Below are 25,328 nucleotides of genomic sequence, written 5' to 3'. Positions count from 1 at the left end.
GCATGGTAATTGATGATGAACAGAGACGTTCGGCGTGCGACCGAAAATGACGCGGAAACCCTTGTCACTTTGAATGAGGAGTTTAATGGAGTACGAATGTCTACGAGCGACGTCATATCCAGCTTCTCTGAATCCAAAGAGATCATCGCTCTTGCAATCCTCGATAATGAGCCTGTCGGATTCGCTAGCGCACAGTACTTTCGATCATTTTGCTACCGTGATCTTCAAGGTGAGATAACTGAAATGTATATTCAAGAGCCAGCTCGGAGGAAGGGTTTAGCTACGATGCTCATTACGTTTTTAGAGCAGGAACTTCAGTTACATGGTGTGACATCCATCAAAATAATAACTGGCAGCAGTAACAATTCGGCCGTAAAAACATATGAACGATCAAATTACGTCAAGAAGGATTATATACCTCTACATAAACAGTTTCGAAGCTGGGAGGGGTCGAAATGAAGAAATATAGTTTGTTACTTTTTGACCTAGACGACACGCTTCTCGATAATGCCTCTTGGTTCAATATTGGTCTTGCTCGAACACTTGAAATCCACCCCGCAACAAGCACAGTTGATCCACTTATCTTCCTTGAGCAAGTACTGCAGCCACCAAAATCGATATTAGAGTCATTCATTCGACGCGAAATGTCACCAGATGCTTTTAAGAAAGCCCGTTGGAAGAACGCATTATCCCATTCCGATATAGCCTTTGATGAGGCGCTCATTGAAGAGATTGATGCGCTATTCATTGAAACAAGCATGAAGTATATAAGCACGAATGAGTCTATCACATCATTACTTATCGATTTGTTAAAGAACTATAACGTAGCAATAGTCACCAATGGATTATACGATCCCCGAGTGAAGATCCAGCAGATGGGACTGACGGAAATCTTCTGCAACGAAACCATCTTTCACGCGGAGCGGTTAGGCTTTCGCAAACCTGACCCTCAATTATATGAGATTGCTCTAAACCACTTTGGAAAAGCGCCTACCGAGACGCTCTTTATCGGCGATTCATGGACGCATGACGTCGTTGGACCGATGAATGCTGGCATGGATGCAATATGGGTCAATCCGAAGGGGAAACCACAACCGACAGACCACACTCCGATTGCCATCGTGTCTGACGTTACAGAGATTCGACGCATTTTGCTGTTAGAGGAGGAGAAGTAGATTGGAATTCATTTTCATACGGCATGGTCATGGTGAGCATCTGACCGACTATCCCAATCGACTAAACACGCCGCATCCAAGTCTGACAGCGTACGGCAAAGCTCAGGTGGCACAACTCCGTGAGCAAATTTCGATTGATTCTAGCGATCTCGTACTTGTAAGCCCGACCAAACGAACGATCGAGACGGCGCAGCTTTTGACGCAAAGCTCGGAATTCATGATTTCACCGCTTGTGGGCCCAAGAATGTTTCCTCAAAACCCCGAATTTCCATTTCTAGCTTGCGATTATATCCTTACGAAGAACGAGATCACGAAGCACTATCCAGACATCGAAATGGTTGATTTTGGCTTGAATTTCGGGGCAGAAGGGATAAATACGATTGAACAGCATGTTTTTGAGACCTATGCAAGTATGTTATTGGAGTGGATCGGCAGCAAGTACACGAGAGTATTCATCGTCTCGCATGATGGCACGATAACGAACTATCGAATGCTGCTAGGGGAGAAGGAGCTTACCCGAGGCGATTTCCTCGGTGAAGCTGGCGTATATCGATTGCAACTCAATTAAAGAAGGTGATCCTCAATATGGACGACAAACTTGCACAATTGCTTCGCGAATATGGCATTGCAAGCCCGGAGATTACGCTGCTTAGACACAATGAGAATCGGACCTTCAAAGTTACCGATACCTCAAACGGAACCGATTACCTGCTCCGAGTTCATGATCCAATAACCACGAATCTAGCCGGTGTTCAGCATACGCGACATGGAATTGAGTCGGAATTGCAGCTGCTTCGGATCATTGCCCAAAAGTCTAACCTCGTCACACAAGTACCTCTAACCACCTTTTCCAATCAATTAGTGACTCCGATCGAAGTGGATGGTCATCAACATAACTGCTCCATTCTCCGCTGGATAGAGGGGCGCAATTTGACGCTGGAGGATTCAGCGACGGCCGATGCTGCATATCAGTTAGGTGCACAAGTCGCCGCATTGCATCAGGTTTTCGACGCATACACCGAGGTCCAGAGAGAGGATCGGCCGGATTACGGCATTCGCAGGATCGAACAGATGTTAACCCAAATTCGGCGCGGCGTGGAACTCGAACTGTTCTCGCCAGATCATTATGCCACGGTAGAGAAAACGTTAACTCTCATCGCTGACCGGTTAAAGTCATTAAGCCCACAAACGGCCAAGCAAGGGATCATTCATGCGGATTTGAACATGAGCAACATACTTGTTACACCGCGAGGAGAGTTCGTCTTCATCGATTACAGCCTATTCGGCTTCGGTTATCGTCTATTCGACGTCGCCATGATGGCGCTGAATGCACCTAAGGAAACGAGAGAACATGTCCTGAAAGGGTATTTTGGACAAGAATCGCTAACGCAAGAGAGATATGCCGCTATCGAAGGGTTCATGCTTTCCGCCGTATTCGGATACTATGCGTTCGTGATGGAGCATGAAGCTGCGCATTCCTGGATTAGGGAGAGGATGCCGCTGTTATGCGAGAACCGTTGCAAGCCGTTTCTGAATGGCGAGCGTATCTTCCTGAGCTTCTAAAATGAATGTCAGAACCGACGAGGCTCTGGCATCTTTATTAGTAAGGGCGGATTTAATAGATGAGAGGTGCGCTTCATGGCTGGAAAAAAGGAAGATGAACAGCAAAAGCAGCTGGAATTCGAGCAAGACGAAGTCCTGACCGTCCTTGCGCGAAGTGGAGACGCATCGGCTTTTAATGAACTGGTGCGAAGGCATCGGCTCAAAGCATTTACGTGGGCATCCCGAATATCGAAGGATCCTCACCTGTCCGAGGACATCGTGCAGGAAGCGTTAATTCGTGCATTCCTGAACCTGAACTCGCTCGCGCACAACCATCGGTTCCTAGGTTGGTTCAAGAGCATCGTTAGAAACCAAGCTTTGATGAAAATGCGCAGAGGCGGCTTGTACCGCAGAGAGTTGCCTGCTACAGCGCTCCAAACAGCCTCCATGCACCAGGCTTCCGTTCAAGTAGATGACATTAACAGCATCATGGACTATTTGATCGCGCGTTCGAGCCAAGCCGAGAATGATGGCACAAGTAAGGATCCGCAGGTCCTGCTGGAGCGGCGGGAGTGGTACGGAATCATCAGAGCTTTTCTAAGAGTTCTGACCCCACGGGAGAAGAGCATCTTCGAGTCGTTCTTCTTCCAGGAATGCTCTCCGCAGGAAATTGCGCAGTTGTTTCAAATCTCAGTTGGGAATGTGTACAAAATCATTTCGAGATCCCGTCAGAAAGTACAAGAGGAGCGCCTCTCATTCCTAATCCGTGCCCAGATTAGGCAAAGAAGGGAAGATGGACTGTTGAAGCAAAACGTACTTGATCCCGTTTCACTTAAGGAATCCGGAGGATCTCTGCTAACCGGAACCGAGCAATTGTACCGATTCGTGAAGGCGCGTCATCCGCAGCTATCGCTTTCTTATGTGGACGGCATGTTACTCGGAGCTTTCCTGCTCAATATTGAGAAATCTAGCGTCGATATGTCCAGCACAAACATGATTGACCGTAACTACTTGATTACGAATGGGATGCTAAACCTCGGTATGCGTGTGCGTTACGTGGAAGCTTTTGACTTCGAGCCGCCTGATCCTAACCTCACGACAGAAGGGATCGCGCTTGCTCAAGGCTCCGTAGATTTGGGGATGCCAGCTATGGTTTGGGAACTCATTCATTCTGAGTTTGGTTTAATTTACGGATATGACGATATGAAGCAACAGTTTTATGGGCTGGATACGCAGTCTGATGAGATGGTTCCTTACGAACAATTGGGCCGTCTACAAACAAGATCGCTCTTTGTTCTCGGATTTGTTGGTGACCATCCCATCTCTCCTTCTGATTCGCTATGGAGATGGTGTCAGATGATTAGCCGACATGCGAGAGGGCAAGACCAGACCTTCTCCGGATTTGTGAATGGGCTTGCGGCATACGATACGTGGATGGATGTTATTCGGCAACGAGCGATTGAACCTCTCGGTCACGCCTATACGATTAATGTGCTCCGTCAATCGCGCAAGCACGCCATGATATGCCTGGCAGAGCTGGTATCGGAGTGGGGAGAAGTGAAGTCGGAGTCGGAGATCAATCAGACTATATTTAACCTGCTTAATAAAGCTGAAGAGCAGTACGCCATCGTTCATGATCGTTATGTTGAACTGGCTCTCTTGTTTCCGGTTCCATCGGGAGGAGAACCTAACGAGCCTGCGAATGCAGCAAGAGCGATTGAACTAATTAAACACATTAAATATGCAGAGCAGCTCGGTATTGAATGGATTGAACAAATCGCTGAACGACTTGAAGAGCACGCATCTCGCGCACATGTCCCGGCTATTGTCGAGAATCCGCCTCGTGCGTATATCATGTGAAATGAATAGATGAAGAAAGAAAACCATGCGGTATGGCATGGTTTTTTTGCTGCTGTCATTTCCGATATATTTTTCACTAGAATTGTGCAAACGTTTGCGCAATGTGGTATATTAATTTCTCGGACATCTATTGAACGATGTGTTTAGGTATGTGCCGGATGAATTCTGGGCATGAACTAGGTAGGAAACGAATGAAAGGCGGAAATGCAATGAACAAGGTTTGGTGGAAGGAAGCTGTAGCGTATCAAATTTATCCGCGCAGCTTTATGGATAGCAATGGAGATGGCATCGGCGACCTGCAAGGCATCATTTCGAAGCTGGATTATCTGAAGGATCTTGGCGTCGATGTCCTGTGGGTATGCCCGTTCTTCAAATCTCCGAATGACGATAACGGCTATGATATTTCCGATTATCAAGACATTATGGAAGAGTTCGGTACGATGGACGACTTCGACCAACTGCTCAAGGAGACGCATGCTAGAGGCATGAAGCTGATCCTTGATTTGGTCATTAATCATACGAGCGACGAGCATCCGTGGTTTATCGAATCCCGTGCTTCCCAAGACAGCCCGAAGCGGGACTGGTACATATGGCGTGACGGCAAGGACGGTAAGGAACCGAACAACTGGGAAAGTATTTTCAGCGGGCCAGCATGGGAATACGACGAGAAGACGGAGCAGTATTACATGCATATTTTCTCCGTGAAGCAGCCCGATTTGAACTGGGAGAACCCGGACGTGCGCCATGCGCTGTACGATACGGTCAACTGGTGGCTCGACAAAGGCATTGATGGCTTCCGCGTTGATGCGATCAGCCATATTAAGAAAGTGCCAGGCTTCCCGGATATGCCGAACCCAACAGGATTGGATTATGTCCCTTCGTTCGATGGTCATATGAATCGCGAAGGCATTCAGACATATCTGAAGGAATTGAAAGAAAACACATTCGATAAGTACGACATCATGACCGTCGGCGAAGCGAATGGCGTGACAATTGAGCAGGCGGATGACTGGGTTGGCGAGGAAAACGGCAAGTTCAACATGATTTTCCAATTCGAGCATCTAGGTCTATGGGATAAAGGCGGCGACAACACCGTTGACGTGCGGGCGCTCAAGGAGACGCTGAGCAAGTGGCAGAAAGGGCTGGAAAACCGCGGTTGGAACGCCTTGTTCTTCGAGAATCACGATCAACCTCGCTCTGTCTCCACATGGGGCAATGACGCTGAGTACCGGGTTCAAAGCGCGAAGATGCTCGGAGCGTGCTACTTCTTCATGCAAGGCACGCCTTATATTTACCAAGGCCAGGAGATCGGCATGACGAACGTACAGTTCGAGTCCATCGAGGATTACAACGATGTCGGTATGAAGAACTACTATCGGATCGAAACGGCAAAAGGCGTACCGCACGAAGAAGTCATGGAAATCGTCTGGAAGCGCGGCCGTGACAACTCGAGAACGCCGATGCAATGGTCGGATGCGACGAACGCTGGTTTCTCGAAGGGCAAACCGTGGATGGGCGTAAATCCGAACTTCACTGAGATTAACGTAGAGCACGAGCAAGACGATCCGAACTCGGTGCTGAGCTTCTACAAAGATATGATCCGTCTGCGCAAGGAGTATCCGCAATTCGTCTACGGCGAATATGAGCTGCTTCTGCCGGAGCATGAGCAGATCTTCGCCTATACGCGCAGCGGCGAGGCTGGCAAAGCACTCGTCATCTGCAACTTCTCCCCGGAGAGTGCTGAGCTTAAGGTTCCAGCAGGCGTACTCGAAGGCAAAACGCTGCTGATGCTGCAAAACTACCCGGTCGAAGATGAGCATACGCTCCGGAATTGCACGCTGAAGCCTTATGAAGCTCGTGTGTATGTGACACAGTAGATGTCGGTTGATTGGCAATAAGTTGAATGATGAGGCCTGCGGTTTCCGCAGGCCTTTTTCTTATGGACCGTATACAGCTTTAGGAAATTAGTGGTAATCTAGGTTTGTTCTAATTATGGAATGTGGAGGGGAATGAGATGGCTCCCAAACATATCGTTTCTGCGGCAACCATCGTAATTAATGAGCATAACGAGATCCTTCTGATCAGAGGTCCTAAGCGAGGCTGGGAAATGCCAGGCGGTCAGGTTGAAGAAGGCGAATCCTTGAAGGACGCTGCGGTGAGAGAAACGAAGGAAGAGACGGGAATAGATGTCGAAGTAACGAAGTTCTGTGGTATCTTTCAAAATGTGAGCGCCAGTATTTGCAATACATTATTTCTAGCCAAGCCAGTCGGAGGAGAATTAACAACGACTATTGAATCTTTAGAAGTAGGCTATTTTCCAATTGAAACCGCTTTAGAGATGGTCAGTTGGGGTAATTTTAGAGAGCGTATTGAATATTGCTTGAATGAGGAGCTTCATCCGTTTTATGTTGATTTTTCTATTCCGCTGCGAGATTGCTAGATTGTCAGATTGCGTTCAATTCCGAAACCATGGAGGGATATCGTATGAAGATCAGCATTTGTTCGTTCAGTTTTCACAGACTATTGGCGGCAGGGAAACAAGATATTTTCCAGTACATACTAGATTGCAAGGAACTCGGTTGTACGCAGCTCGATCCTTGGAACGCACATCTGGCTGAGCTGAATCAAGGATCTGATGCGCTGCATGCCGGAGCCAACCCGGATCAATCTCAGCATCTAACGGCTGTGGATGACGATTTCCTGGAACGTGTGAAGCTCGCCGCTGACGAAGCCGGATTGCCATTCGGCTGTATCGCCGTTGATGGGGCACATATCTATGAAGAGTCTGAAGAAGCACGTAATAGCAACCGGCAGCGGGCGTACCGCTGGATCGCGATTGCCGAGAAGCTCGGGGCGTCCTCAATCCGTATCGACTCTGGCGGACCGGCGCAGTGGACGGATGAAGTGTTTGACATTGTAGTTGAAGGCTATAACGATATCATTGAACGTGCCGGTAAGGCCGGAATTAAGGTCATCGTGGAGAATCATTGGGGACCTACGGTAGATCCGGATAATGTGGTCAAGCTGCTTGAAGCTGTACCTGGGCTTGGATTGCTGCTCGATTCATGGAACTGGAAGCATGGGAAGCAGGCAGAAGGCTGGTTGAAGTGCGCGAAATATGCGACTGCGCTTCATATCAAATCCTTCCACTTCACAGAAGACGGACAGGAGCTGACTCAGAATGTTCCAGCCTTCTGCAAGCTGCTGCTGGATAACAGGTTCCAAGGTACATGGGGCGTCGAGAGCGTGCCGGCTGACGGTGACGAGATCGAAGGGGCTCGTAAGACGATTCAGTTGATTCAACGGTCCGTTTCATAACAAGCAGCGAGGCGAATTAGTGGATATCAAAAAAAGGAACCTGGGACATTGTCCTAGGTTCTTCTTATATTGCATGGGGATATGACCAATGCTATAATGAAATGATTTTGATTTATTAGTTATAGACATAGTAAGTCTATCTTACAATTAAATTGTATCATGGCGGTGAAACTTGTGTCAAACGTTTTTTATTCTACGGGTCAGGAGAGATGTTGAATGAATGCGTTCGTTCTCGGTATTCAGGAAATGAGAAATGATCAACGATCACTTGTAGGCGGCAAAGGTCTGAATTTAGGGGAATTGTCGAGAATTCAAGGCATTCAAGTACCTGACGGTTTTTGTGTTACAACTAACGGTTACCAGGAAGCGATTGGACATAACGCAGCCTATCATGCTCTATTAGATCGGTTAGCCGTGCTGAAACTAGAAGATCGAGAGCAGATCGGTGAGATAAGCCGAGAGATTCGCGAACTCATCATGCACGCAGAAATCCCATCTGGCGTTGTGCTGGAGGTTGCTCGCTATCTCACCAAGTTTGGTGAAGAACATGCGTATGCAGTTCGCTCCAGTGCAACTGCGGAGGATTTGCCGCATGCGTCTTTCGCCGGACAACAAGATACGTATCTGAATATTATCGGCCAAGAAGCGATTCTGGGGCATATCAGCAAATGCTGGGCTTCACTGTTTACAGATCGCGCTGTCATTTACCGCATACAGAATGGTTTTGACCACCGTCAGGTCTACCTATCCGTCATCGTGCAACGGATGGTTTTCCCACAGGCTTCCGGCATACTCTTCACCGCCGATCCGATCACCTCTAACCGGAAGGTCTTATCCATCGATGCCAGCTTCGGACTTGGTGAAGCATTAGTCTCGGGCTTGGTATCCGCCGATAATTACAAAGTGAAAGAAGAGCGGATTATCGAGAAGCGGATCGCGGCCAAGAAGCTGGCGATCTATGGACGTGAATCCAGCGGAACCGAGACCAAACAGCTCGACCCGGACCAACAATTGGCTCAGACACTCACGGATGAACAAATAGTAGAACTGGCGCGTCTCGGAAGACAGATCGAAGCCTATTTTGGCTCACCACAGGATATCGAATGGTGCCTGGATCAAGGTAAGTTCTATATTGTTCAAAGCCGGCCAATAACGACGCTGTTCCCGATTCCTGAAGCGAATGATCAGGAGAACCATGTTTACTTATCAGTCGGACACCAGCAGATGATGACAGACCCGATTAAACCATTGGGATTATCCTTCTACTTGATGCTTACTCCCGCACCGATGCGCAGAGCAGGCGGCAGGTTGTTTGTTGACGTTACGGCAATGCTTGCTTCGCCCGCCACTAGAGATACCATCATAAACAATGCAGGACAGTCAGATCCACTCATCAAGGATGCACTGTTAACCGTCATCGAGCGAGGCGATTTTATCAAAATAGAGCCTGCGGAGAAGAACGGTGGAGGTCCGAGTGCTGGCAGTAAAGTCAGAGTTACCGCCAGCGCACCGCCTCCACCATTTGAAAATAATCCGGCAATCGTTGATGAGCTCATTAATCTTAGTCGTGCTTCGATTGAACAACTGTCGCGTGATATCCAAGCGAAGTCGGGGGCGGAGTTGTTTGATTTTATCAAGGAAGATATTGCGCAAGGATTAAAGAAAATTTTGTTCAACCCTGAAAGTACAGCTGTGTTTATTGCGGCCATGAACGCGACAGCATGGATGAATGAGAATATGAAAGAGTGGCTGGATGAATCAAGCGCTGCAGATAAGCTTGCTCAATCTGTGCCGAACAACGTAACATCGGAGATGGGACTCGCGCTGCTCGATGTCGCCGATGCCATTCGCCCTTATCCGGAAGTCGTATATTATCTGGAGCAAACTTCAGATGATCATTTCCTGGATGGGCTCACTAAGTTGGAGGGCGGTCAGGAGGCGCGGGATGCGATCCAGTCTTATCTCGACAAATACGGGGTGCGGTGCGCCGGAGAAATCGATATTACGAGAACACGTTGGAGCGAGAAACCCATAACGCTTGTTCCACTAATCCTGGGCAATGTCAAAAACTTCGAGCCTCACGAAAGCAAGCGCAAATTCGAGCATGGGCTGCAGGAAGCGATAAACAAAGAACAAGAGCTGTTAGGTCGTTTACGGCAATTACCGGATGGCGAAGAGAAGGCGAATGAAACGAAACGAAAGATCGATCTCATTCGGAATTTCATCGGTTATCGCGAATATCCGAAATACGGCTATATCAGCCGCTTCTTCGTCTATAAGCAAGCCTTGATGAAAGAAGCAGAACAGCTCGTGCAAGCTGGCGTACTGCATGAAAAGGAGGATGTATTTTACCTCAGTTTTGATGAATACCATGAAGTCGTGCGGACGCAGCAACTGGATCCACAGATCATCAGCACTCGAAAGACCGAGTACAAACTGTATGACAAGCTATCCCCGCCGCGCGTTCTCACTTCTGATGGAGAAGGAATTTCAGGGAAGTATCAGCGAGAAAATGTCCCGACTGACGCTATTGTAGGCTTGCCGGTATCATCTGGCGTGATCGAGGGGCGAGCGCGGGTGATATTGAACATGGAAGATGCCGATCTAGAGGATGGTGATATACTTGTCACCACTTTCACAGATCCGAGCTGGACACCTCTGTTCGTATCGATTAAAGGGCTGGTCACGGAGGTTGGCGGGTTGATGACGCATGGCGCAGTTATCGCAAGAGAGTACGGGCTGCCCGCAATTGTCGGGGTAGACAACGCGACTAAACTGATTGCGGATGGGCAGCGAATTCGCGTCAATGGAACCGAAGGGTATATCGAAATCTTGTGATGCGCAGGGATTTGGAATTTTTTACCGAATATGAATGGAAGGAGAAGAACGAATGGAGAGGAGAACGCGGCAATGTCGAACGAGAGCGTGAAAGCAGCTGATGTGATCGGTTACTGTTCACTCCGATTTCCAGTCCTGGATTTGAAGGCTTCTGTCGATTTCTATTGCGAGGTGCTAGGTTGCGAATTGATCTCGGCAGATTACTCGTTCGGAGAAGCACATATCGGATTGAAGAATAGCAATGGACCGAGTATCTTCTTGATGGAAACGACGCCGGAGGAAGTTACCGAGCTGAAATTTGTATTCCCGCGTTCATTCTTCATTACTAGCAGTACTGGACATGTGACGATGATTGAGTTATTGACGAATGATCTGAATGCGATGTACGAGCGGATCAAACAAGCAGGCGCGCGTATTGAACAAGAGCCGGCCGTTATGCATGACTTCGGGTATTTCACCTTCTATGATCCGAATGGACATTTGATTAGGATGGTTGAGGACTTGAAGAAACCATAATATCGAGGGGAGAGCGTAAAATGGAAGAGCAATTAACGGAGATTACAGGTTCAAAGAGGGGAGTATTCGCGCAATCCATCCAAGTTAGGCTGGTCTCGGATCTTAAGAAATCGCAATCCTATTATCGCGATGTGCTTGGTTGTAATGTTGATGATTGGGGGCATGCGGAACGAGATGGGATGACGATTATTTTGCAACAGGCTGTCTCCGTTGACGATGTGCGACCGAATCCTCCATCGCAGAAGCGCTCCGATTACCCGACGGAATGGGAAGGGCCACAATTCGGATGGGATTCATTTATTCACGTTGATTGGGATGACCTATACTCCATTTGTTGAAGAGGTGCGCGGCAAAGGCGGCGTTATCGCTGTTGAACCGTTCACTGAAGCTCATGGCCGCTGGGAGTTTACGAATGCATACATTCAAGATCCGGACGGCTATAATCTGGTGCTAGGCGCGATGCGCGATCGAACGTAACGGAGGTAAATTACGCTCGATGAATGATAATGATAACCAACTGTTGCGCGAGTCATTCGAACAAGCTGCGAGTATTTATCAGCAAGCGCGCATTTCGATTGGGAACTGATTTATGATGCTGAAGCATATATCAAGCTTCTCGAGACGTTCTCCGGGCATATCCTTATGGAGGACTGGAAGCGTGAGAAGCTCTTCCATGAAATCCGAGATCGTCTAAATCGTCGTCCAGACAAGTCGGTCCGCCGACACTGGGGCGTTGTTCTCCACGTGGCTCGGCGGATCGGCTAAGATGATGCTTAGCTAGCACATCAAGTACTACTATGATTCAATACGCAGTTCCCGAAGTGACTGGAAAATTTGCCCCCTGTGATTCGACTCATGTTCGATCAAATGGTATACAACCCATTCCGGTGTTACTTCATAATTTTCAAGAACTCTCGGTTTCCGCCATTGATTCAGGTCCATGGAACGGAAGTGGGAGAGAAGTTGCTCACGCACCTTAGCAAGTCGGTACATATGCTGTTCTAAACTTTCGCCTTCGAAATGAGATAACTGATCTTCGGTTTTATTGTCGACCGGAAATAAGGAGCTGATTTCTGGATCCCATTCGGTACCGAGCAGGTCTACATACAACCAATCTGCTTCGATTAATGCAATGTGATACAGAAGGGATCCGATTGATTGTCTCTCGCCTAATCTGCGATCTAAACTTGCTTGGCTGATACCTGTTAATTCAGTGAGAAGCTTGGTGCGAACATCTTCTAAGCACCAAAGAAAGCGGCCAATGTCATCTGCATATCCTGCAAATGAAGATACGATTAATGCTTTTTTTTCCAATTTCCTCACTCTCCTCAGCGAACGTATAGAACCTTTGCCTGAAACTCTTTCCTATCATACCATCCAAAAGCCGCGCAAATCGCGGCTTTTTTCTATTTGCAGCTTTCCTCATCAAATCCTAAACAAACGATAAGAATTTGTTAAGCTTTCCGGCACAAGCCCGTTAAGTTTTGGCTGGTACACTCCTTTTCAGATGAAGATTGAGAGGAGTTATGCGAACTATTATGGTCTTTTCCAGCTTGTTCTTCCTGTATTTGTTTCTGCCTGCTTTACTAGTTCTCTATTATGTGTGTCGCAAACCGGCGTTCCGCGTCTGGCTGCTGATCGGATTTTCTTTCTTGTTCTATGCATGGGGTGAACCCGTTTGGGTCGTACTCCTGTTATCCGCTGCCTTAACAGGCTACCTGTTCGCGCTTGGAATAGCCAAGTCACGAGGGACCTGGTTGGCCAAAGCGCTGTATATCGCGGCGATCGCCGTTAACATCGGCATCTTAGGCTTCTTCAAGTATGTAAGCTTCCTCGTAGACAACTTGAATGCCGTGCTGCCGTTCCAGCTTGCCGAGCCCCATATTGCGCTACCAATCGGCGTATCATTCTTCACGTTTGAGATCATCTGTTATTTGACAGATGTGTACAAAGGAACGATTCCCGCGCCTGCAACGCCTAAGAACATCCTCTTCTACGTATCGTTCTTCCCGCATTTGGTGGCAGGTCCGATCATTCGCTACCGTGACATTGAAGAGCAGATTGAACAGCCGCAAGTATCACTCGCAAGCTTCAGCGAAGGCGTCACCCGATTCGTAATTGGTCTCGGTAAGAAAGTGATCTTCGCCAACCTGCTGGGGGAACCCGTTTCTCAGCTGTTACAGCCTGGTTCTGCAGACGCAACGGTTCTAGGCATCTGGTTCGGCGTTTGCCTATTCGCGCTGCAGATTTACTTTGATTTCTCCGGTTACTCCGATATGGCGATCGGTATTGGCAAAATGTTCGGGTTCGAGCTGCGAGAGAATTTCAATTACCCCTACGTCTCGAAATCCGCTGGAGACTTCTGGCGGCGCTGGAATATGTCGCTCGGCGGATTCTTCCGCGATTATGTGTACATTCCGCTCGGCGGCAACCGCAAGCATATGGTGCGCAATCTGTTCGTCGTCTGGTTCCTGACTGGCTTCTGGCATGGAGCGAGCTGGAACTTTATCATATGGGGGCTCTATTTCGGATTCCTCATCTATATCGAGCGGCAGTTCCTCGGAACATGGCTCGATAAGCTGCCGGCGTTCTTCGCACATCTGTATGCAACGGCAGTGATGCTGATTGGCTGGGTGTGGTTCTATTTTACCGATCTGAAGAGTGCTGCGAAGGCAATGTTAACGATGTTCGGACTGTATGGACGCGAGTGGGCGAACCAGGAACTATGGATCTATTTCAAAGAGAATCTGCTGTTGTTCGTCATCGCCATTATCGCTTGCACACCGCTCGCGAAGAACGTATTAGCGCGACTCGCTCGCAGCTTCCCGCAGCTCGAGAACGGGGCAGCAATCATCGGGAATGCTGCCGTACTCGCCATTGCTACGGTGTTGCTGGTCGGAAGTACCTATAACCCATTCTTGTACTACAGATTTTAATAGGAGACCACAGCTATGAAACTTAATAAGAAATCATTTATCCTACTCAATGCAGTGTCGTTCTTGCTCATCCTATTCGGACTGGGCGCATTTAATCTGCTTGGCACTCATTCGGCAGGGTTATCTGAACTGGAGCAGCGTAACTTGGCGCAAACACCGACGTTTACTTGGAACAAACTGTTCAAGGGCGAGTATGCCCGCGAGTTAGAAAGTTACTTCTCGGACAACTTCGTGTTCCGTTCTTCACTAGTACAAGCAGGTGCGGAATTGAAAGGACTGAAGGGGCTGCCTGAGAAGAACGGCGTCAGCATCCTCGAACGAGGGGATAACACCGCAAGCAGTTCCGTCACAGGCTCGGATAAAGTGAAGTATCTGATCATGAACAACCAAGCCGTTACATTGTTCAACTATTCCGCCGAGGCAGGCAAACAGTATGCGACAGCCATCAACACGTTCAAGGCATCGATTAATGCGAATGTGCGCGTATACTCCATGCTCGCCCCATCGGCAGCAGCTTTCCTTGATGATTCGAAGTACCGAGACATGTCTGATTCGCAAAAGGATGCTTTCAACGCGATTTACAAACAGTTGGCCAAAGGAGTCACGGGGATAGACGCCTACTCGGCACTGGAACAGCACCGTTCGGAGTACATCTATTTCCGCACCGATCACCATTGGACAGCACTAGGCGCTTATTATGCCTACACGCAATTGATGAAAACGATTGGAGAGAAGCCGCATTCGCTTAGCAATTATAAGAAAGGAACGATTACAGGATTCTTAGGCTCTAGCTATAAGGCGACACTTAGCAGCAGCCTGAAGTCGCATCCAGATACAATAACCTACTATGTGCCGGATGGTGGATATACGTATACAATCGGTGCGAAGAAGAGCGCAAGCCGCCAGGTTGTCGATCCACATTATGCAACGGCAGGCAATGGGTACTACGCGGTGTTTCTCGGGGGAGATTTCCCGCAAGGTGAAATCTTGTCCGGCAACGAGAATGGGAAGCGATTAGTCGTGGTTAAAGATTCTTATGCGAATGCATTTATCCCGTTCCTAATCCCGCACTTCGAGGAGATTGATATCATTGATCCTCGCACCTATAAGGGGAACCTTGCGGCCTTCGTGAAAAATAAGAAAATTACGGATGTCCTGTTCCTGAACAGCTCGACTGCAGCGCGGACAACGAGTTGGGCGCAGTTACTGAATACGAATTTGGGCATGTCGGGCAAGAAAGCATGATTTGCACCGCAAGCGTTGAATGGTATAGTGAAAGCTGGAAGTAACTGTTTATTGGTGCCAGGAGGAACTTATGTCTGCGAAAGAAACGATCCTCATCGTCGATGACGAGAAAGAAATTTTGAAGCTCATGGAAATCTACTTGAAGAACGAAGGCTATGAGCTGCTGAAGGCGTCCGACGGACTTGAGGCTCTTGAGCTGCTAGGAAATAACGAGGTGGATCTGATCATCCTTGATGTCATGATGCCCAGGCTTGACGGCATCGAGGCGTGTATGCGAATACGCGAAGAGAGAGATATGCCAATCATTATGCTGTCCGCGAAAAGCCAAGACATCGATAAGATCGCTGGGCTAAGTATCGGAGCCGACGATTACGTCACCAAACCGTTCAATCCACTGGAACTGATGGCACGTGTGAAATCTCAGCTTCGCCGTTACAACCGATTCAACAAGCGTACTGATGTCAGTAAGGACGAAATCGTCATTGAAGATCTGGTCATTAATGTGGCGACGCATACGGTCACTGTAGAACAGAAGGAAGTGAAGCTGACGCCGCGCGAGTTCGCGATTCTCCATCTGCTTGCAGTGAATAAGGATATTGTGCTCAGTATGGATAAAATATACGAAGAAGTGTGGAAAGAACCTTATATGGAATCGAAAAATACGGTCATGGTTCATATCCGCAAGCTTCGTGAGAAGATCGAGCGTGATCCCCGAAGTCCTCGCTATATCAAGACGGTCTGGGGAATCGGCTACAAGATGGAGAGCAGCTGAGAGCGATTGCCTGGAGGGATTCGGATGGATTGGAAAAGGTTCTACTCGCTGCGCGTGAAGCTCTTGCTTCTTCTGCTGCAAAGCGCGGTCGCTTCATTGGTACTGGTTTACTTGTGCCGGCAGCTGCTCCAATGGCTGCTTATCTATAATCTGCTCTTCTGGCCGCTGCCATGGATCGTTAATCATATCGGTTCGTACCCTGTCATGATCACTGCAGGTATTATCGTATTTGTCGTTATGTTCTTCCTGTTCTCGCGCGGTTTGACTCGTTACTTGAAGGAAATCGAGGTCGCGCTGCAAGAGATCGGGAGCGGGCAGCTCGATGTAGCGCTGCCAGTGAAAGCTGCGGACGAGCTGGGAGCGGTTGCCGCTGGCATTAACGGGATGGCTTCCGAGCTCAGATTGTATTTGGAGGAGATCCGGGAGGGCTTGGACAAAATAGCCGAGGGACAGTTCGACCGTCCGATCCCGGTGCGAGACGGTGAGCTTGCCGACGTGGCGGATAGCATTAATAAAATGGCTGCCCGTCTAAGCCGATCCATCGAGGAAGAGCGAAACGCCGAGAAGTCAAAGAACGATCTCATTACCGGCGTGTCTCATGATTTAAGAACGCCGCTCACCTCGATTCTCGGGTTCCTCGAAGTCATTGAGGAAGACCGGTATCGAGACGAAACGGAGCTGCGCCATTATGTCAACATCGCTTACGAGAAAGCGCAGAGCTTGAAGAAGCTGATCGATGATCTCTTCGAATATACGCGCGTGAACAACGGCTACCCGATCCGTCCGGCTCAACTGGACTTGGTCGGGTTCCTCCGTCAGCTGGCAGAGGAGTTCGTTCCGGCTGCGGAGCATGCTGGTGTCAATATTCGAATTACGGCGAAGGTGGAGCGGGTTATCGTGTGGGCGGACGGAGATTTGCTCGTGCGCAGCTTCGAGAATTTGCTCTCCAATTCGATCCGCTACGGCGCTGAAGGCAAGGAAGTCGTCATTGCTATTGGCGAAGAAGAAGGCGAGGCGATCGTTCGTTTCGTCAATTTCGGTGAGCCCATTCCGCATAGCGATCTGCCGTTCGTATTCGACCGATTCTATCGGGTCGAGCAATCACGTTCCAAAGTCACAGGCGGAACAGGCCTTGGACTTGCCATCGTCAAGAGCATCATTGAAGCTCATGGCGGACGAATTACAGCGATGAGCGACATGTGGCAAACGGTATTCGAAGCGCGATTCCCGCTCGGATCTTCATCTGATCTTCACTTGCTCTCGACATCGTCTTGATCAGCGAAGGTTATACTGATCAATGAATACCTGTGAACGGGAGCATAGTCATGAAGACGATATTAATCGTAGAAGATGAAGAAATACTCCGAGAGATTATTAAAGATTACTTCCTGAACGAAGGCTATAACGTACTTGAAGCCTCGGATGGCAAAGCTGCCCATAGCAGTTTCGATGAGCATCAAGTGGACCTGATTGTACTGGACATCATGCTGCCGGAATTGGATGGATGGTCCGTATGCCGCCGAATCCGCAAACAATCCGATGTCCCGATCATTATGCTGACAGCACGGGTCGATGAAGACGACACGCTGCTTGGATTCGAGCTTGGTGCCGACGATTATGTAACGAAGCCATATAGTCCGCCTGTTCTTCTCGCAAGAGCGAAGCGCCTCCTGGACAGCCGCAGCCGAATCGGCAAGACGGTTCAGCTAGAGGATGCTATAACGATGAATGGCATTCGAGCTCATCTGCCATCGCGATCCGTCACGATGGATGGAGCTCCGGTCAATCTTACGCATACAGAGTTCGAAATCTTAACTTATCTCATGCAGAATCAAGGCATTGTCATTACGCGCGAGCAGTTAATTACGAAGATATGGGGCTTTGAGTACGTTGGCGACGATCGCACGATAAATACCCATATCCGAAACTTGCGTACGAAGCTCGGCGATAAAGCCGCGATGATCGTCACGGTTGTTCGGACAGGCTATAAATTCGAGGCGCATCCATGAGAATCGGAATAGTGCCGAAGCTGTTCCTGCTCACCGCGGCGTTATGCACGCTCATCTTGGCAGCCATCTACATCGGGCAGACGATATTTTTCAAAGACTATTATGCAAACCGAAAAGTGAATGATTTGAAGACGAAGCTCGAAGTGTTCAAGAAGGCTTACCAGGAGTCCGCTGGAAACGCACATGCTATACAGTCGCTGGAACAGGAGTTTTACCGGAATAATAATACATCGATCACGATTCTGGACCATGACGGCAACTTGAAGTATGAGAACGATTTCTACCTCGAATTCAAATTACTCAAGCCGACGTCAGAAGAAGAGGAGAAACTTCGATACCAGGTGCCTCTGTACCACTTGATCAGCATGGATGATGCAGCTGCTAACGACTTGTCGACCCTGCGTCAAGCTGGTCTATTCTTCACAGGAATCAAGAGCAGTACCGCGTTTACGCCGATTTCGCTGCATCGTCAGTCGGGGGAGATTCTATATTCCAATCAGGCCTTCATGCGCCAAGCGTTCGATGGAGATCGACTGAAGTACCAGGGAAAGCCCAAGCTGCAGAGCGATAAATGGCCAATAATCGAATTGTTCGGGACCGTCACGGATGTCCATCTCCCTAAAGAAGGAAACGCATCCGAGCTTATCTACTCGAATAAGCTATTCCTGGAGCAGGTCAACGCCTTCCAAGCGAAGCTGTTGTTTAGCGATTTCCAGCCAACCAATTCGCTTCTTATTCAGGATTATGAGCAGAACAACGTTAAATACAAGCTGTTCACATTGCCGGTACAATCGGACAGCGGGTCGATAAATTACCTATTCGCAATGACCTCGCTGCAGCCAGTGGACGAAGCCGTGCAGATGGTGAAGGATTATTACGTCTATATCGTCCTATTCGTGTTTGTATTGATCCTGATCGCATCATTGTATTATTCCTTGCAACTCGCTCGTCCTCTGCTGCGCATCAATCAGACGACGCAGAAGATGGCGAATCTGGATTTCTCGGAATCGATTCCCGTCCGGGCGAAAGATGAGATTGGCGACCTCTCGAGCAATATCAATCAGCTCTCAGCTAAGCTGCACACCTACATCAGCAAGCTGCAGGAGGATATCGAGAAGGAGAAGCAGCTGGAATCGACGCGAAAAGAGTTCATTTCAGGTGTCTCGCATGAACTGAAGACGCCGCTGAGCGTCATGAAGAGCTGCATCTCCATCCTGAAGGACGGCGTTGCCGCGCATAAGAAGGAGCATTACTTCGCAGCGATGGAGCAGGAAGTGGATCGCATGGATCTGCTCATCGTCGATATGCTGGAGCTGGCGAAATACGAATCGGGTACGTACAACATGCCGATGGATACGTTCCGACTGGACAAAGCGATCGAGCACATCTGCAGTGGGCTCATGCACGAGTTGGGGGCCAAACAATTGCGGTTACGCCTGCAATTAGCTATGGCTGAAGCTTGCGCCAATCAACACCGGATCGAGCAAGTCATCACGAACTTCATGACGAATGCGATCCGTTATACGCCAGAGCAGCATGAGATTATCGTCACTGAGACAGAGAAAGGTGAGCGCATCATCGTCTGTGTCGAGAATAAAGGCGCGCATATTCCGGAAGACCAGATTGCGAAAGTATGGGATCGCTTCTATCGGGGCGACCGGTCCAGACAGCGGGCCGATGGGGGAACGGGTCTTGGCCTCGCAATCTCCAAAAATATATTGGAGCTGCATGGGGCAGAGTATGGGGCGTACAATACGGAGGATGGCGTTGCGTTTTATTTTTGCTTGAATAAAGGAAGATAGCGAGCAGTTCGAGCTAGATGTGCTGAGCCGTTTGCCAACATGGTGGAAATTTCACTCATCGTTGGCAAGCGGTTTTTTTGTTATGCATGCAATCTTTATATCAACTTGATCTCGCATCTATTTCTTCTTTATTCGCAGCTCATACAATCGTCCTATGAAAAAAACATCCTACTATATTGCTATTGCCGCTATCGGAGTCGTACTGTCATCATTCTACTTCCATATTCAATCGGATGGAGCGAAGGAAAGAAGCTCAGTCGCATTAACGAATCTATCAAGCACGGATAAATCTATCAACGAGGTGAACTCGCCTTTAGCAGGCAAAACAATCGTACTTGATCCGGGGCATGGCGGCAAGGACGTCGGTCCATCGGAAGTCAAGGGACTTACGAGAAAGACGTCACACTAAGCACGGCACTTATCCTGAGACAGAACTAATCCAGCAAGGTGCAACTGTCGCCATGACTCGCCAAGATGATACGAAGATCTCTTTGCAAGCCAGAACAGAACTCGCGCAGACAGAGCAAGCAGATTTATTCATAAGCATTCACTATGATGCGTTTCAAACGAATGATGTATACGGCATGACAACGTATTACAACAAATCACAGGACGAGCTGATGGCACAGATCATTCATGACCAGCTGTTCGAATCGAACATCCGAACGAAGGTCCGCGGCGTTCAAATTGGCGATTATCATGTCATTCGCGAGAATATGAAGCCAGCTATTCTACTTGAGCTCGGATACATCTCGAATGATAGGGAAGAAACAAGAATGAAGACGAAATCGTTTCAAGAGCAAGTATCGACGTCAATTACGAAAGGCATTGTGATGTATTTCAAGCAGTTGTGAGACGAAGGCGAATTTCGTCCATCTAGTTATTCTGCGCTTAAGGCTCTAAACTGCGCCATCATCGCTTCAGCTTTGTCCGGATCATCAATCAGCGCTTTCCTGTACTCCAGCATCCAATGAAGCGTAACAAGCATATGGTCATATTCTGCTTTCTTGCGCTCGATCTCATCAATTTTCTGACCAATCCATTCCATTACTTCTTGATTGGTCCGCGTATTCGTATCATGATCCTGCAGTATCGTCTTGAGTTCTGCGAGCGAGCAGCCGATGCCTTGGAATTTCTTTATGAGCTTCAACCGCTCGATGGCCTCGTCCGAATAGTTGCGATAATTATTTTTCTCACGCTGAATATGCCTGCCGTCGAGCAGACCTTCTTTCTCATAAAAACGAATGGTGTGAGCGGTTAAGCCCATCTTATCTGCAAGTTCCTGAATTTTCATGTCAACAGCTCCTTTTTGCATGCTTGCCTTAGAGTTCACTTCATAGTTTAGAATTGAATGGTAGGGTTCGTCAAATGCTAAGGAGGAATTAGGATGCGCATATTCGTAACTGGAGCAGCTGGCTATATTGGTTCGGCTGTCGTCAAAGAACTCATTCAAGCAGGTCATCGGGTGGTTGGTCTTACCCGTTCGGACAAAGGAGCCGAATTATTGGAACGCTTAGGGGCAGAGGTTCAGCAAGGCGTTCTGGAAGATCTGGATCTTCTTCGCAGCAGCTCAGCCTCATCGGACGGCGTCATTCATCTGGCGTTTAATCACGATTTCTCGAATTTCGCCGGTTCGCTCGCAACCGATCTACGCGCAATCGAGGCAATGGGTGAGGGACTTGAAGGTTCCGGGAAACCTCTTGTCATTACAGCTCATGCGAATGGACAAGCATCGGAAGAAGCAGCCCTCGCATCAATCGCGCGCGGCGTGCGGTCAATGATTGTTTCCCTTGCGCCTTCCGTTCACGGTTAGGGGGGTAAAGGGTTTGTGCCGACTTTGATCCGCATCGCCCGCGAGAAAGGCGCTTCCGCCTACATTGGAGACGGCATGAACCGTTGGCCGGCGATTCATCGCCTCGATGCGGCGACGTTGTTCCGCTATGCAGTTGAATCTGCGCCAGCTGGCTCACGTCTGGATGGCACGGATGATGAGGGCGTTCCATTCCGTGAAATTGCTGATGTTATTGGTCGTCACTTGAACGTTCCGGTTGTCAGCATATCACAGGATGAAGCACAAGCTGCATTCGGATTCCTAGGGATGGTCGCTTCGCTCGATATGCCAAGATCGAACGCCCAGACGAAGGAGCTGCTTGGCTGGAAACCGGTGCAGCAAGGACTTATCGCAGACCTCGAGCAGGGACATTACTTTAACAAATAACGAAGAAAAGTCAGTAAATCCGCGGATTTTTTGCATGCACGATTTGAACCATGCTCGTGGATTAATCTTTCGCTATGAGCGTGTATAAGAAGATAGTATAGTACAAGAGAGAATAGAAGAGAGGGATTATAACGAATGACTGACACCGTAGTTGCACAAGCAGAACGAATCGCAGCAGATTTTCTACCAGAGCAAGCGATTACTCATTCCTACCGGATCGTTGACAAAGGGATTGATAATCAGGTTTGCGTCGTCGGAACAGAGCAGCGTAAAGTCGTTGTCCGCATGAATGATCAAGCCTCCTACCCAAGCTATATCAAAGAAAAATGGTGCATCGAGCAAGCGATCACAGCGGGAATTCCCGGACCAGAGGTGCTGTCTATCGGGATTGCCAATGATTCAGCCTATATGATTCTAGAGTATATTCACGGCGATAACGGGATGGACAGTTCCGCTCCAAGGAGCGAGGTTTGGAGGATGCTGGGTGAATACGCGCCACGGATGCATACGATTGGGGCAAGCGGATTCGGAAGAAATTTGGCTGAGCCAGACCACGGTCAGTTTCTATCTCCTCCACATGCTGGATCAGACGGCAGTTGGCTGGGATTCGTGCAGCATAATATCAACAGTCTGACGGAGCACGATCCGCTTATCAAGCTTGGCGTTCTCACATGGAAGCAATCGCAGCTTGTTAGAGAGCTGTTCGAGAGATTGAAGGGTAGAAGCTTCCGCTTCGGCTTAAATCACGGCGATCTCTCGATTAAGAACACGATCGTAGGTGAGGCTGGCCTAGTCAGCGTGATTGATTGGGGCAATGCCGAAGTAGACGTCGTTCCCCATGCGACAATTGCTCAAGTGCTGATGTACCACATGCTCGGGATTGTAGAAAGCCCGAATGAAGACGAGTTCAACGCGTTTCTAGACGGTTACGGGTTGAGCGAAGAAGACCTTGTTACCACAAGACAGCTGCTCCTCTTGAGAGCTTTCGATAACCTCAGATGGGCAATTGATCGGTGTCCAGAACGTATTGAGTCGTTCGCGTCTATTGCGAAACAAGTTGTGGAAGCAGTGATACATGAATAGTGTGAAGCGGAAGCGGCCTCTTGTCTGATCGCCATCGGACAGGGACGTTTTTTGCGTTATTTACAAGATTGTACAGAATTTCGAAAAATGTATAAGCTCTCCTTTCGGCTCTATAGGTCATTTTCGGCTATTGTACACGATCCACTTTTTTACAGTTCGAGCTAGCATGGAGAAGAGCACGAGGTAGTGCCAATATGCAAATTTCCTATATGAAGGAGATGAATTGTGAAGCATGAAAGTGAAGTCATTCCAGAAATCGGTAACGAGTACGTTCTTGTCGGCAATTATGGTGATGTCGGTCGGTCCGTTGACAGGAGCAGCCCATGCAGGACCAGTTGCTTCGGCGACGATTTCCGTTGTCAATTACGGGGCGAACGGTTCGGGCAGCTTGGACGACAGAGCTGCCATCCAAGCTGCGGTTGACGCGGCTTCGCCAGGGGATACGGTACTTCTGCCGAAAGGCACGTATTATCTCGCCGGCACGGTGAATGCTACAATGTCATCAAAAATATGGTGATGTGGGGCATGCAGCTTCAAGGGGCAGGCTCTAGCGACACCGAACAGTGGGAACAAGGATGTGACGATGGACCCGTATCCTGCGGATGCGCAGCATCTGGAATGGTCCGGCAATCTCGTCTTCCGTAACGGGGACAATACGCAGCCGACGCCGCGCGGGTTTACGAATCCGAAGCCTGTCGCTGACTTTACGAATTCTCAACTCGTTCGTGTAGGTGAACCAGTGACATTCGTAAGCAAGTCGACAGATAACGGTTCGATCGCATCGTATCTGTGGGATTTCGGCGCGGGACTTCCGAGCTCATCCTCCAAACCTACTTATGTGTATGATAAAGCTGGCATTTACCGAGTCATGCTTGTCGTATGGGATAATGAAGGACGTTCGAATGTGAAGGAAAAGCTCATTCTCGTAAGTCCAGGACTGCCAGATACGAAGAAGCCGACAGTTCCTTCGAATTTATCATCGTCTTCGCAGACCGATGAGACAATTGATCTGACGTGGAGCCCCGTATCCGACAATGTCGGTGTCGTCAGCTACGATGTCTATGAAGACGGACAGCTTGCATGCTCGACTGCTCCTGGCGAAACGTCTTTCACGCTCACGGGACTTACGGCAGCAACGACCTACAGTATTACGCTGCGTGCAAGAGACGCTGCGGAGAATACTTCAGCCGATAGCCGTAACGACGGAGCTTCCGGATTCGCAAGCGCCAACGGCACCTTCGGATTTGACGATTGCAGCTGTAACGGGCACGAGCGCGAATCTGACCTGGACGGCGTCCACAGATAATAAGGCGGTGACCGGTTACGAAGTGTACCGGAATGGTGTCTTGGCTGGTTCGACTTCCGGCGTATCCGCAACCTCATTCGCAGTAACTGGCCTTATTCCAGGCACGGCGCGCAAATTCACCGTGAAAGCACTCGATGCGGCGGGCAATCGTTCCGAAGCGAGCAACGAAGTGAATGCGGTACTTGCTCCGCCTTCCTTGAAGGCGTTCGACAGCGGCGTCTTGAATGCGACGTCGACGACACCGGACATTGATCTGGACATCTCCGGCGTCAATGAGCTTAAGCTAGTCGTCAAGAATGGCGGCAACGGCAACGATTGGGATCATGCGGATTGGGGAGGTGCGCGGATTATCTATCCGAGCGGCGAATAGAATGAAGAAGGGCAGCCACAGTGGAATGTGGCTGCCCTTCTTTCGTTGTACGCCCAGCATGGGCGTCATCTCTAGGGTGAAAGTCCCGAACGGGGGCTGGCGAACGCCTACCGTTAGCCAAGAGCAAGGGTGTCCGCCGCGAGGCGGAATCTGAAGGAAGCTTAAGGCAAATGCACGAGCCAAGGTACACGAACTGGATTCGAGGCAGGGTTAGTCGGATGAGTCACCAACACATGACGAAATCCCAAGTCGCCAAAGGCTACCTTTGTAAACTCCAGTGGTTGCGGGCAGAAAGATGACGTTCTTATCTGGGGAGGTCTGCGGGAGGGGAAAAAAAA

At 49.0% G+C, this 25,328-nt stretch carries 26 protein-coding genes and 1 pseudogene; 25 read left to right on the top strand and 2 right to left on the bottom strand.

The window, feature by feature from the left end; genetic code table 11:
• Nucleotides 1-12 precede the first annotated feature (12 nt).
• From A8990_RS07725 to A8990_RS31455, 12 genes are all read left to right on the top strand, one after another.
• Entirely contained in the window at nucleotides 13-459 is a 447-nt protein-coding gene (locus A8990_RS07725; RefSeq protein ID WP_342772805.1) for a GNAT family N-acetyltransferase, read from the top strand.
• Nucleotides 456-1,175, top strand: a complete 720-nt coding sequence (locus A8990_RS07720) for an HAD family hydrolase (RefSeq protein ID WP_116188445.1) — start codon at nucleotides 456-458, stop codon at nucleotides 1,173-1,175. The genes A8990_RS07725 and A8990_RS07720 overlap by 4 nt, the downstream gene beginning before the upstream one ends.
• A gap of 1 nt (nucleotide 1,176) precedes the next feature.
• Nucleotides 1,177-1,743 carry a histidine phosphatase family protein gene (locus tag A8990_RS07715; protein WP_116188444.1) on the top strand — a complete coding sequence of 189 codons (567 nt, stop codon included), beginning with the start codon at nucleotides 1,177-1,179 and terminating at the stop codon, nucleotides 1,741-1,743.
• 17 nt (nucleotides 1,744-1,760) lie between these two features.
• On the top strand, nucleotides 1,761-2,738 hold the full coding sequence (locus A8990_RS07710; RefSeq protein WP_116188443.1) for a phosphotransferase enzyme family protein: 978 nt from the start codon (nucleotides 1,761-1,763) through the stop codon (nucleotides 2,736-2,738).
• A 75-nt stretch (nucleotides 2,739-2,813) separates the two neighbouring features.
• On the top strand, nucleotides 2,814-4,577 hold the full coding sequence (locus tag A8990_RS07705; RefSeq protein ID WP_116188442.1) for an RNA polymerase sigma factor: 1,764 nt from the start codon (nucleotides 2,814-2,816) through the stop codon (nucleotides 4,575-4,577).
• A gap of 209 nt (nucleotides 4,578-4,786) precedes the next feature.
• Nucleotides 4,787-6,454 (top strand): glycoside hydrolase family 13 protein, encoded by a 1,668-nt coding sequence (locus tag A8990_RS07700; RefSeq protein WP_116188605.1) that lies wholly within the window; start codon nucleotides 4,787-4,789, stop codon nucleotides 6,452-6,454.
• 137 nt (nucleotides 6,455-6,591) lie between these two features.
• Entirely contained in the window at nucleotides 6,592-7,017 is a 426-nt protein-coding gene (locus A8990_RS07695) for an NUDIX hydrolase (RefSeq protein ID WP_116188441.1), read from the top strand.
• A gap of 44 nt (nucleotides 7,018-7,061) precedes the next feature.
• Entirely contained in the window at nucleotides 7,062-7,895 is an 834-nt protein-coding gene (locus A8990_RS07690) for a sugar phosphate isomerase/epimerase family protein (protein ID WP_181909452.1), read from the top strand.
• A gap of 216 nt (nucleotides 7,896-8,111) precedes the next feature.
• Entirely contained in the window at nucleotides 8,112-10,733 is a 2,622-nt protein-coding gene (gene ppsA, locus A8990_RS07685; protein ID WP_116188439.1) for a phosphoenolpyruvate synthase, read from the top strand.
• A gap of 72 nt (nucleotides 10,734-10,805) precedes the next feature.
• Entirely contained in the window at nucleotides 10,806-11,249 is a 444-nt protein-coding gene (locus A8990_RS07680) for a VOC family protein (protein WP_181909451.1), read from the top strand.
• Between the two features lie 20 nt (nucleotides 11,250-11,269).
• On the top strand, nucleotides 11,270-11,587 hold the full coding sequence (locus A8990_RS07675) for a hypothetical protein (RefSeq protein WP_116188437.1): 318 nt from the start codon (nucleotides 11,270-11,272) through the stop codon (nucleotides 11,585-11,587).
• A complete protein-coding gene (locus A8990_RS31455; protein WP_181909450.1) occupies nucleotides 11,565-11,726 on the top strand; it encodes a VOC family protein in 162 nt (53 codons plus the stop codon). Before A8990_RS07675 ends, A8990_RS31455 begins: the two co-directional genes overlap by 23 nt.
• Nucleotides 11,727-12,044: 318 nt before the next feature.
• On the opposite strand, the gene A8990_RS07665 is transcribed toward A8990_RS31455, so the two are convergent.
• Nucleotides 12,045-12,572, bottom strand: a complete 528-nt coding sequence (locus tag A8990_RS07665) for a DinB family protein (RefSeq protein WP_425463889.1) — start codon at nucleotides 12,570-12,572, stop codon at nucleotides 12,045-12,047.
• Nucleotides 12,573-12,775: 203 nt separating this feature from the next.
• On the opposite strand from A8990_RS07665, the gene A8990_RS07660 reads away from it, so the two are divergent.
• The 8 genes from A8990_RS07660 (at nucleotide 12,776) to A8990_RS32005 (ending at nucleotide 20,867) form a co-directional block, all read left to right on the top strand.
• The gene (locus A8990_RS07660; protein WP_245995889.1) at nucleotides 12,776-14,185 is read left to right on the top strand and encodes an MBOAT family O-acyltransferase; all 1,410 of its coding nucleotides are present in this window, start codon (nucleotides 12,776-12,778) and stop codon (nucleotides 14,183-14,185) included.
• A gap of 15 nt (nucleotides 14,186-14,200) precedes the next feature.
• Complete coding sequence (locus A8990_RS07655) at nucleotides 14,201-15,430, top strand: DHHW family protein (protein WP_116188434.1); 1,230 nt, start codon at nucleotides 14,201-14,203, stop codon at nucleotides 15,428-15,430.
• 70 nt (nucleotides 15,431-15,500) lie between these two features.
• On the top strand, nucleotides 15,501-16,202 hold the full coding sequence (locus A8990_RS07650) for a response regulator transcription factor (RefSeq protein WP_116188433.1): 702 nt from the start codon (nucleotides 15,501-15,503) through the stop codon (nucleotides 16,200-16,202).
• Between the two features lie 24 nt (nucleotides 16,203-16,226).
• Nucleotides 16,227-17,477 carry a sensor histidine kinase gene (locus A8990_RS07645; protein ID WP_116188432.1) on the top strand — a complete coding sequence of 417 codons (1,251 nt, stop codon included), beginning with the start codon at nucleotides 16,227-16,229 and terminating at the stop codon, nucleotides 17,475-17,477.
• A 50-nt stretch (nucleotides 17,478-17,527) separates the two neighbouring features.
• Nucleotides 17,528-18,211, top strand: a complete 684-nt coding sequence (locus tag A8990_RS07640; protein ID WP_116188431.1) for a response regulator transcription factor — start codon at nucleotides 17,528-17,530, stop codon at nucleotides 18,209-18,211.
• A complete protein-coding gene (locus tag A8990_RS07635; protein WP_116188430.1) occupies nucleotides 18,208-20,013 on the top strand; it encodes a sensor histidine kinase in 1,806 nt (601 codons plus the stop codon). The genes A8990_RS07640 and A8990_RS07635 overlap by 4 nt, the downstream gene beginning before the upstream one ends.
• Before the next feature lie 154 nt (nucleotides 20,014-20,167).
• Entirely contained in the window at nucleotides 20,168-20,422 is a 255-nt protein-coding gene (locus A8990_RS32010; protein ID WP_245995888.1) for a hypothetical protein, read from the top strand.
• Between the two features lie 52 nt (nucleotides 20,423-20,474).
• Nucleotides 20,475-20,867: an N-acetylmuramoyl-L-alanine amidase family protein gene (locus A8990_RS32005; protein ID WP_245995887.1), complete on the top strand. Its 393-nt coding sequence runs from the start codon at nucleotides 20,475-20,477 to the stop codon at nucleotides 20,865-20,867.
• Between the two features lie 26 nt (nucleotides 20,868-20,893).
• Here the strand turns inward: A8990_RS32005 and A8990_RS07625 are convergent, their stop codons facing one another.
• Nucleotides 20,894-21,307, bottom strand: a complete 414-nt coding sequence (locus A8990_RS07625; RefSeq protein ID WP_116188429.1) for a MerR family transcriptional regulator — start codon at nucleotides 21,305-21,307, stop codon at nucleotides 20,894-20,896.
• Between the two features lie 93 nt (nucleotides 21,308-21,400).
• Here A8990_RS07625 and A8990_RS07620 point away from each other — a divergent pair.
• The 5 genes and pseudogenes from A8990_RS07620 to A8990_RS07600 all read left to right on the top strand — a co-directional run bounded on the left by A8990_RS07620 (nucleotide 21,401) and on the right by A8990_RS07600 (nucleotide 24,990).
• Nucleotides 21,401-22,231, top strand: a pseudogene (locus A8990_RS07620) (SDR family oxidoreductase).
• 135 nt (nucleotides 22,232-22,366) lie between these two features.
• Nucleotides 22,367-23,314, top strand: a complete 948-nt coding sequence (locus tag A8990_RS07615) for an aminoglycoside phosphotransferase family protein (RefSeq protein ID WP_116188428.1) — start codon at nucleotides 22,367-22,369, stop codon at nucleotides 23,312-23,314.
• A 232-nt stretch (nucleotides 23,315-23,546) separates the two neighbouring features.
• Complete coding sequence (locus tag A8990_RS07610; RefSeq protein ID WP_116188427.1) at nucleotides 23,547-23,831, top strand: glycosyl hydrolase family 28-related protein; 285 nt, start codon at nucleotides 23,547-23,549, stop codon at nucleotides 23,829-23,831.
• 66 nt (nucleotides 23,832-23,897) lie between these two features.
• Complete coding sequence (locus A8990_RS07605) at nucleotides 23,898-24,620, top strand: PKD domain-containing protein (protein WP_116188426.1); 723 nt, start codon at nucleotides 23,898-23,900, stop codon at nucleotides 24,618-24,620.
• Nucleotides 24,559-24,990, top strand: a complete 432-nt coding sequence (locus A8990_RS07600; RefSeq protein ID WP_181909474.1) for an NPCBM/NEW2 domain-containing protein — start codon at nucleotides 24,559-24,561, stop codon at nucleotides 24,988-24,990. Before A8990_RS07605 ends, A8990_RS07600 begins: the two co-directional genes overlap by 62 nt.
• Nucleotides 24,991-25,328: the final 338 nt, after the last annotated feature.

The organism is Paenibacillus taihuensis (assembly GCF_003386535.1).
GTDB classification, from domain to species: Bacteria; Bacillota; Bacilli; order Paenibacillales; family Paenibacillaceae; genus Paenibacillus_Z; species Paenibacillus_Z taihuensis.
This window is presented reverse-complemented; position numbering and strand designations above follow the sequence as displayed.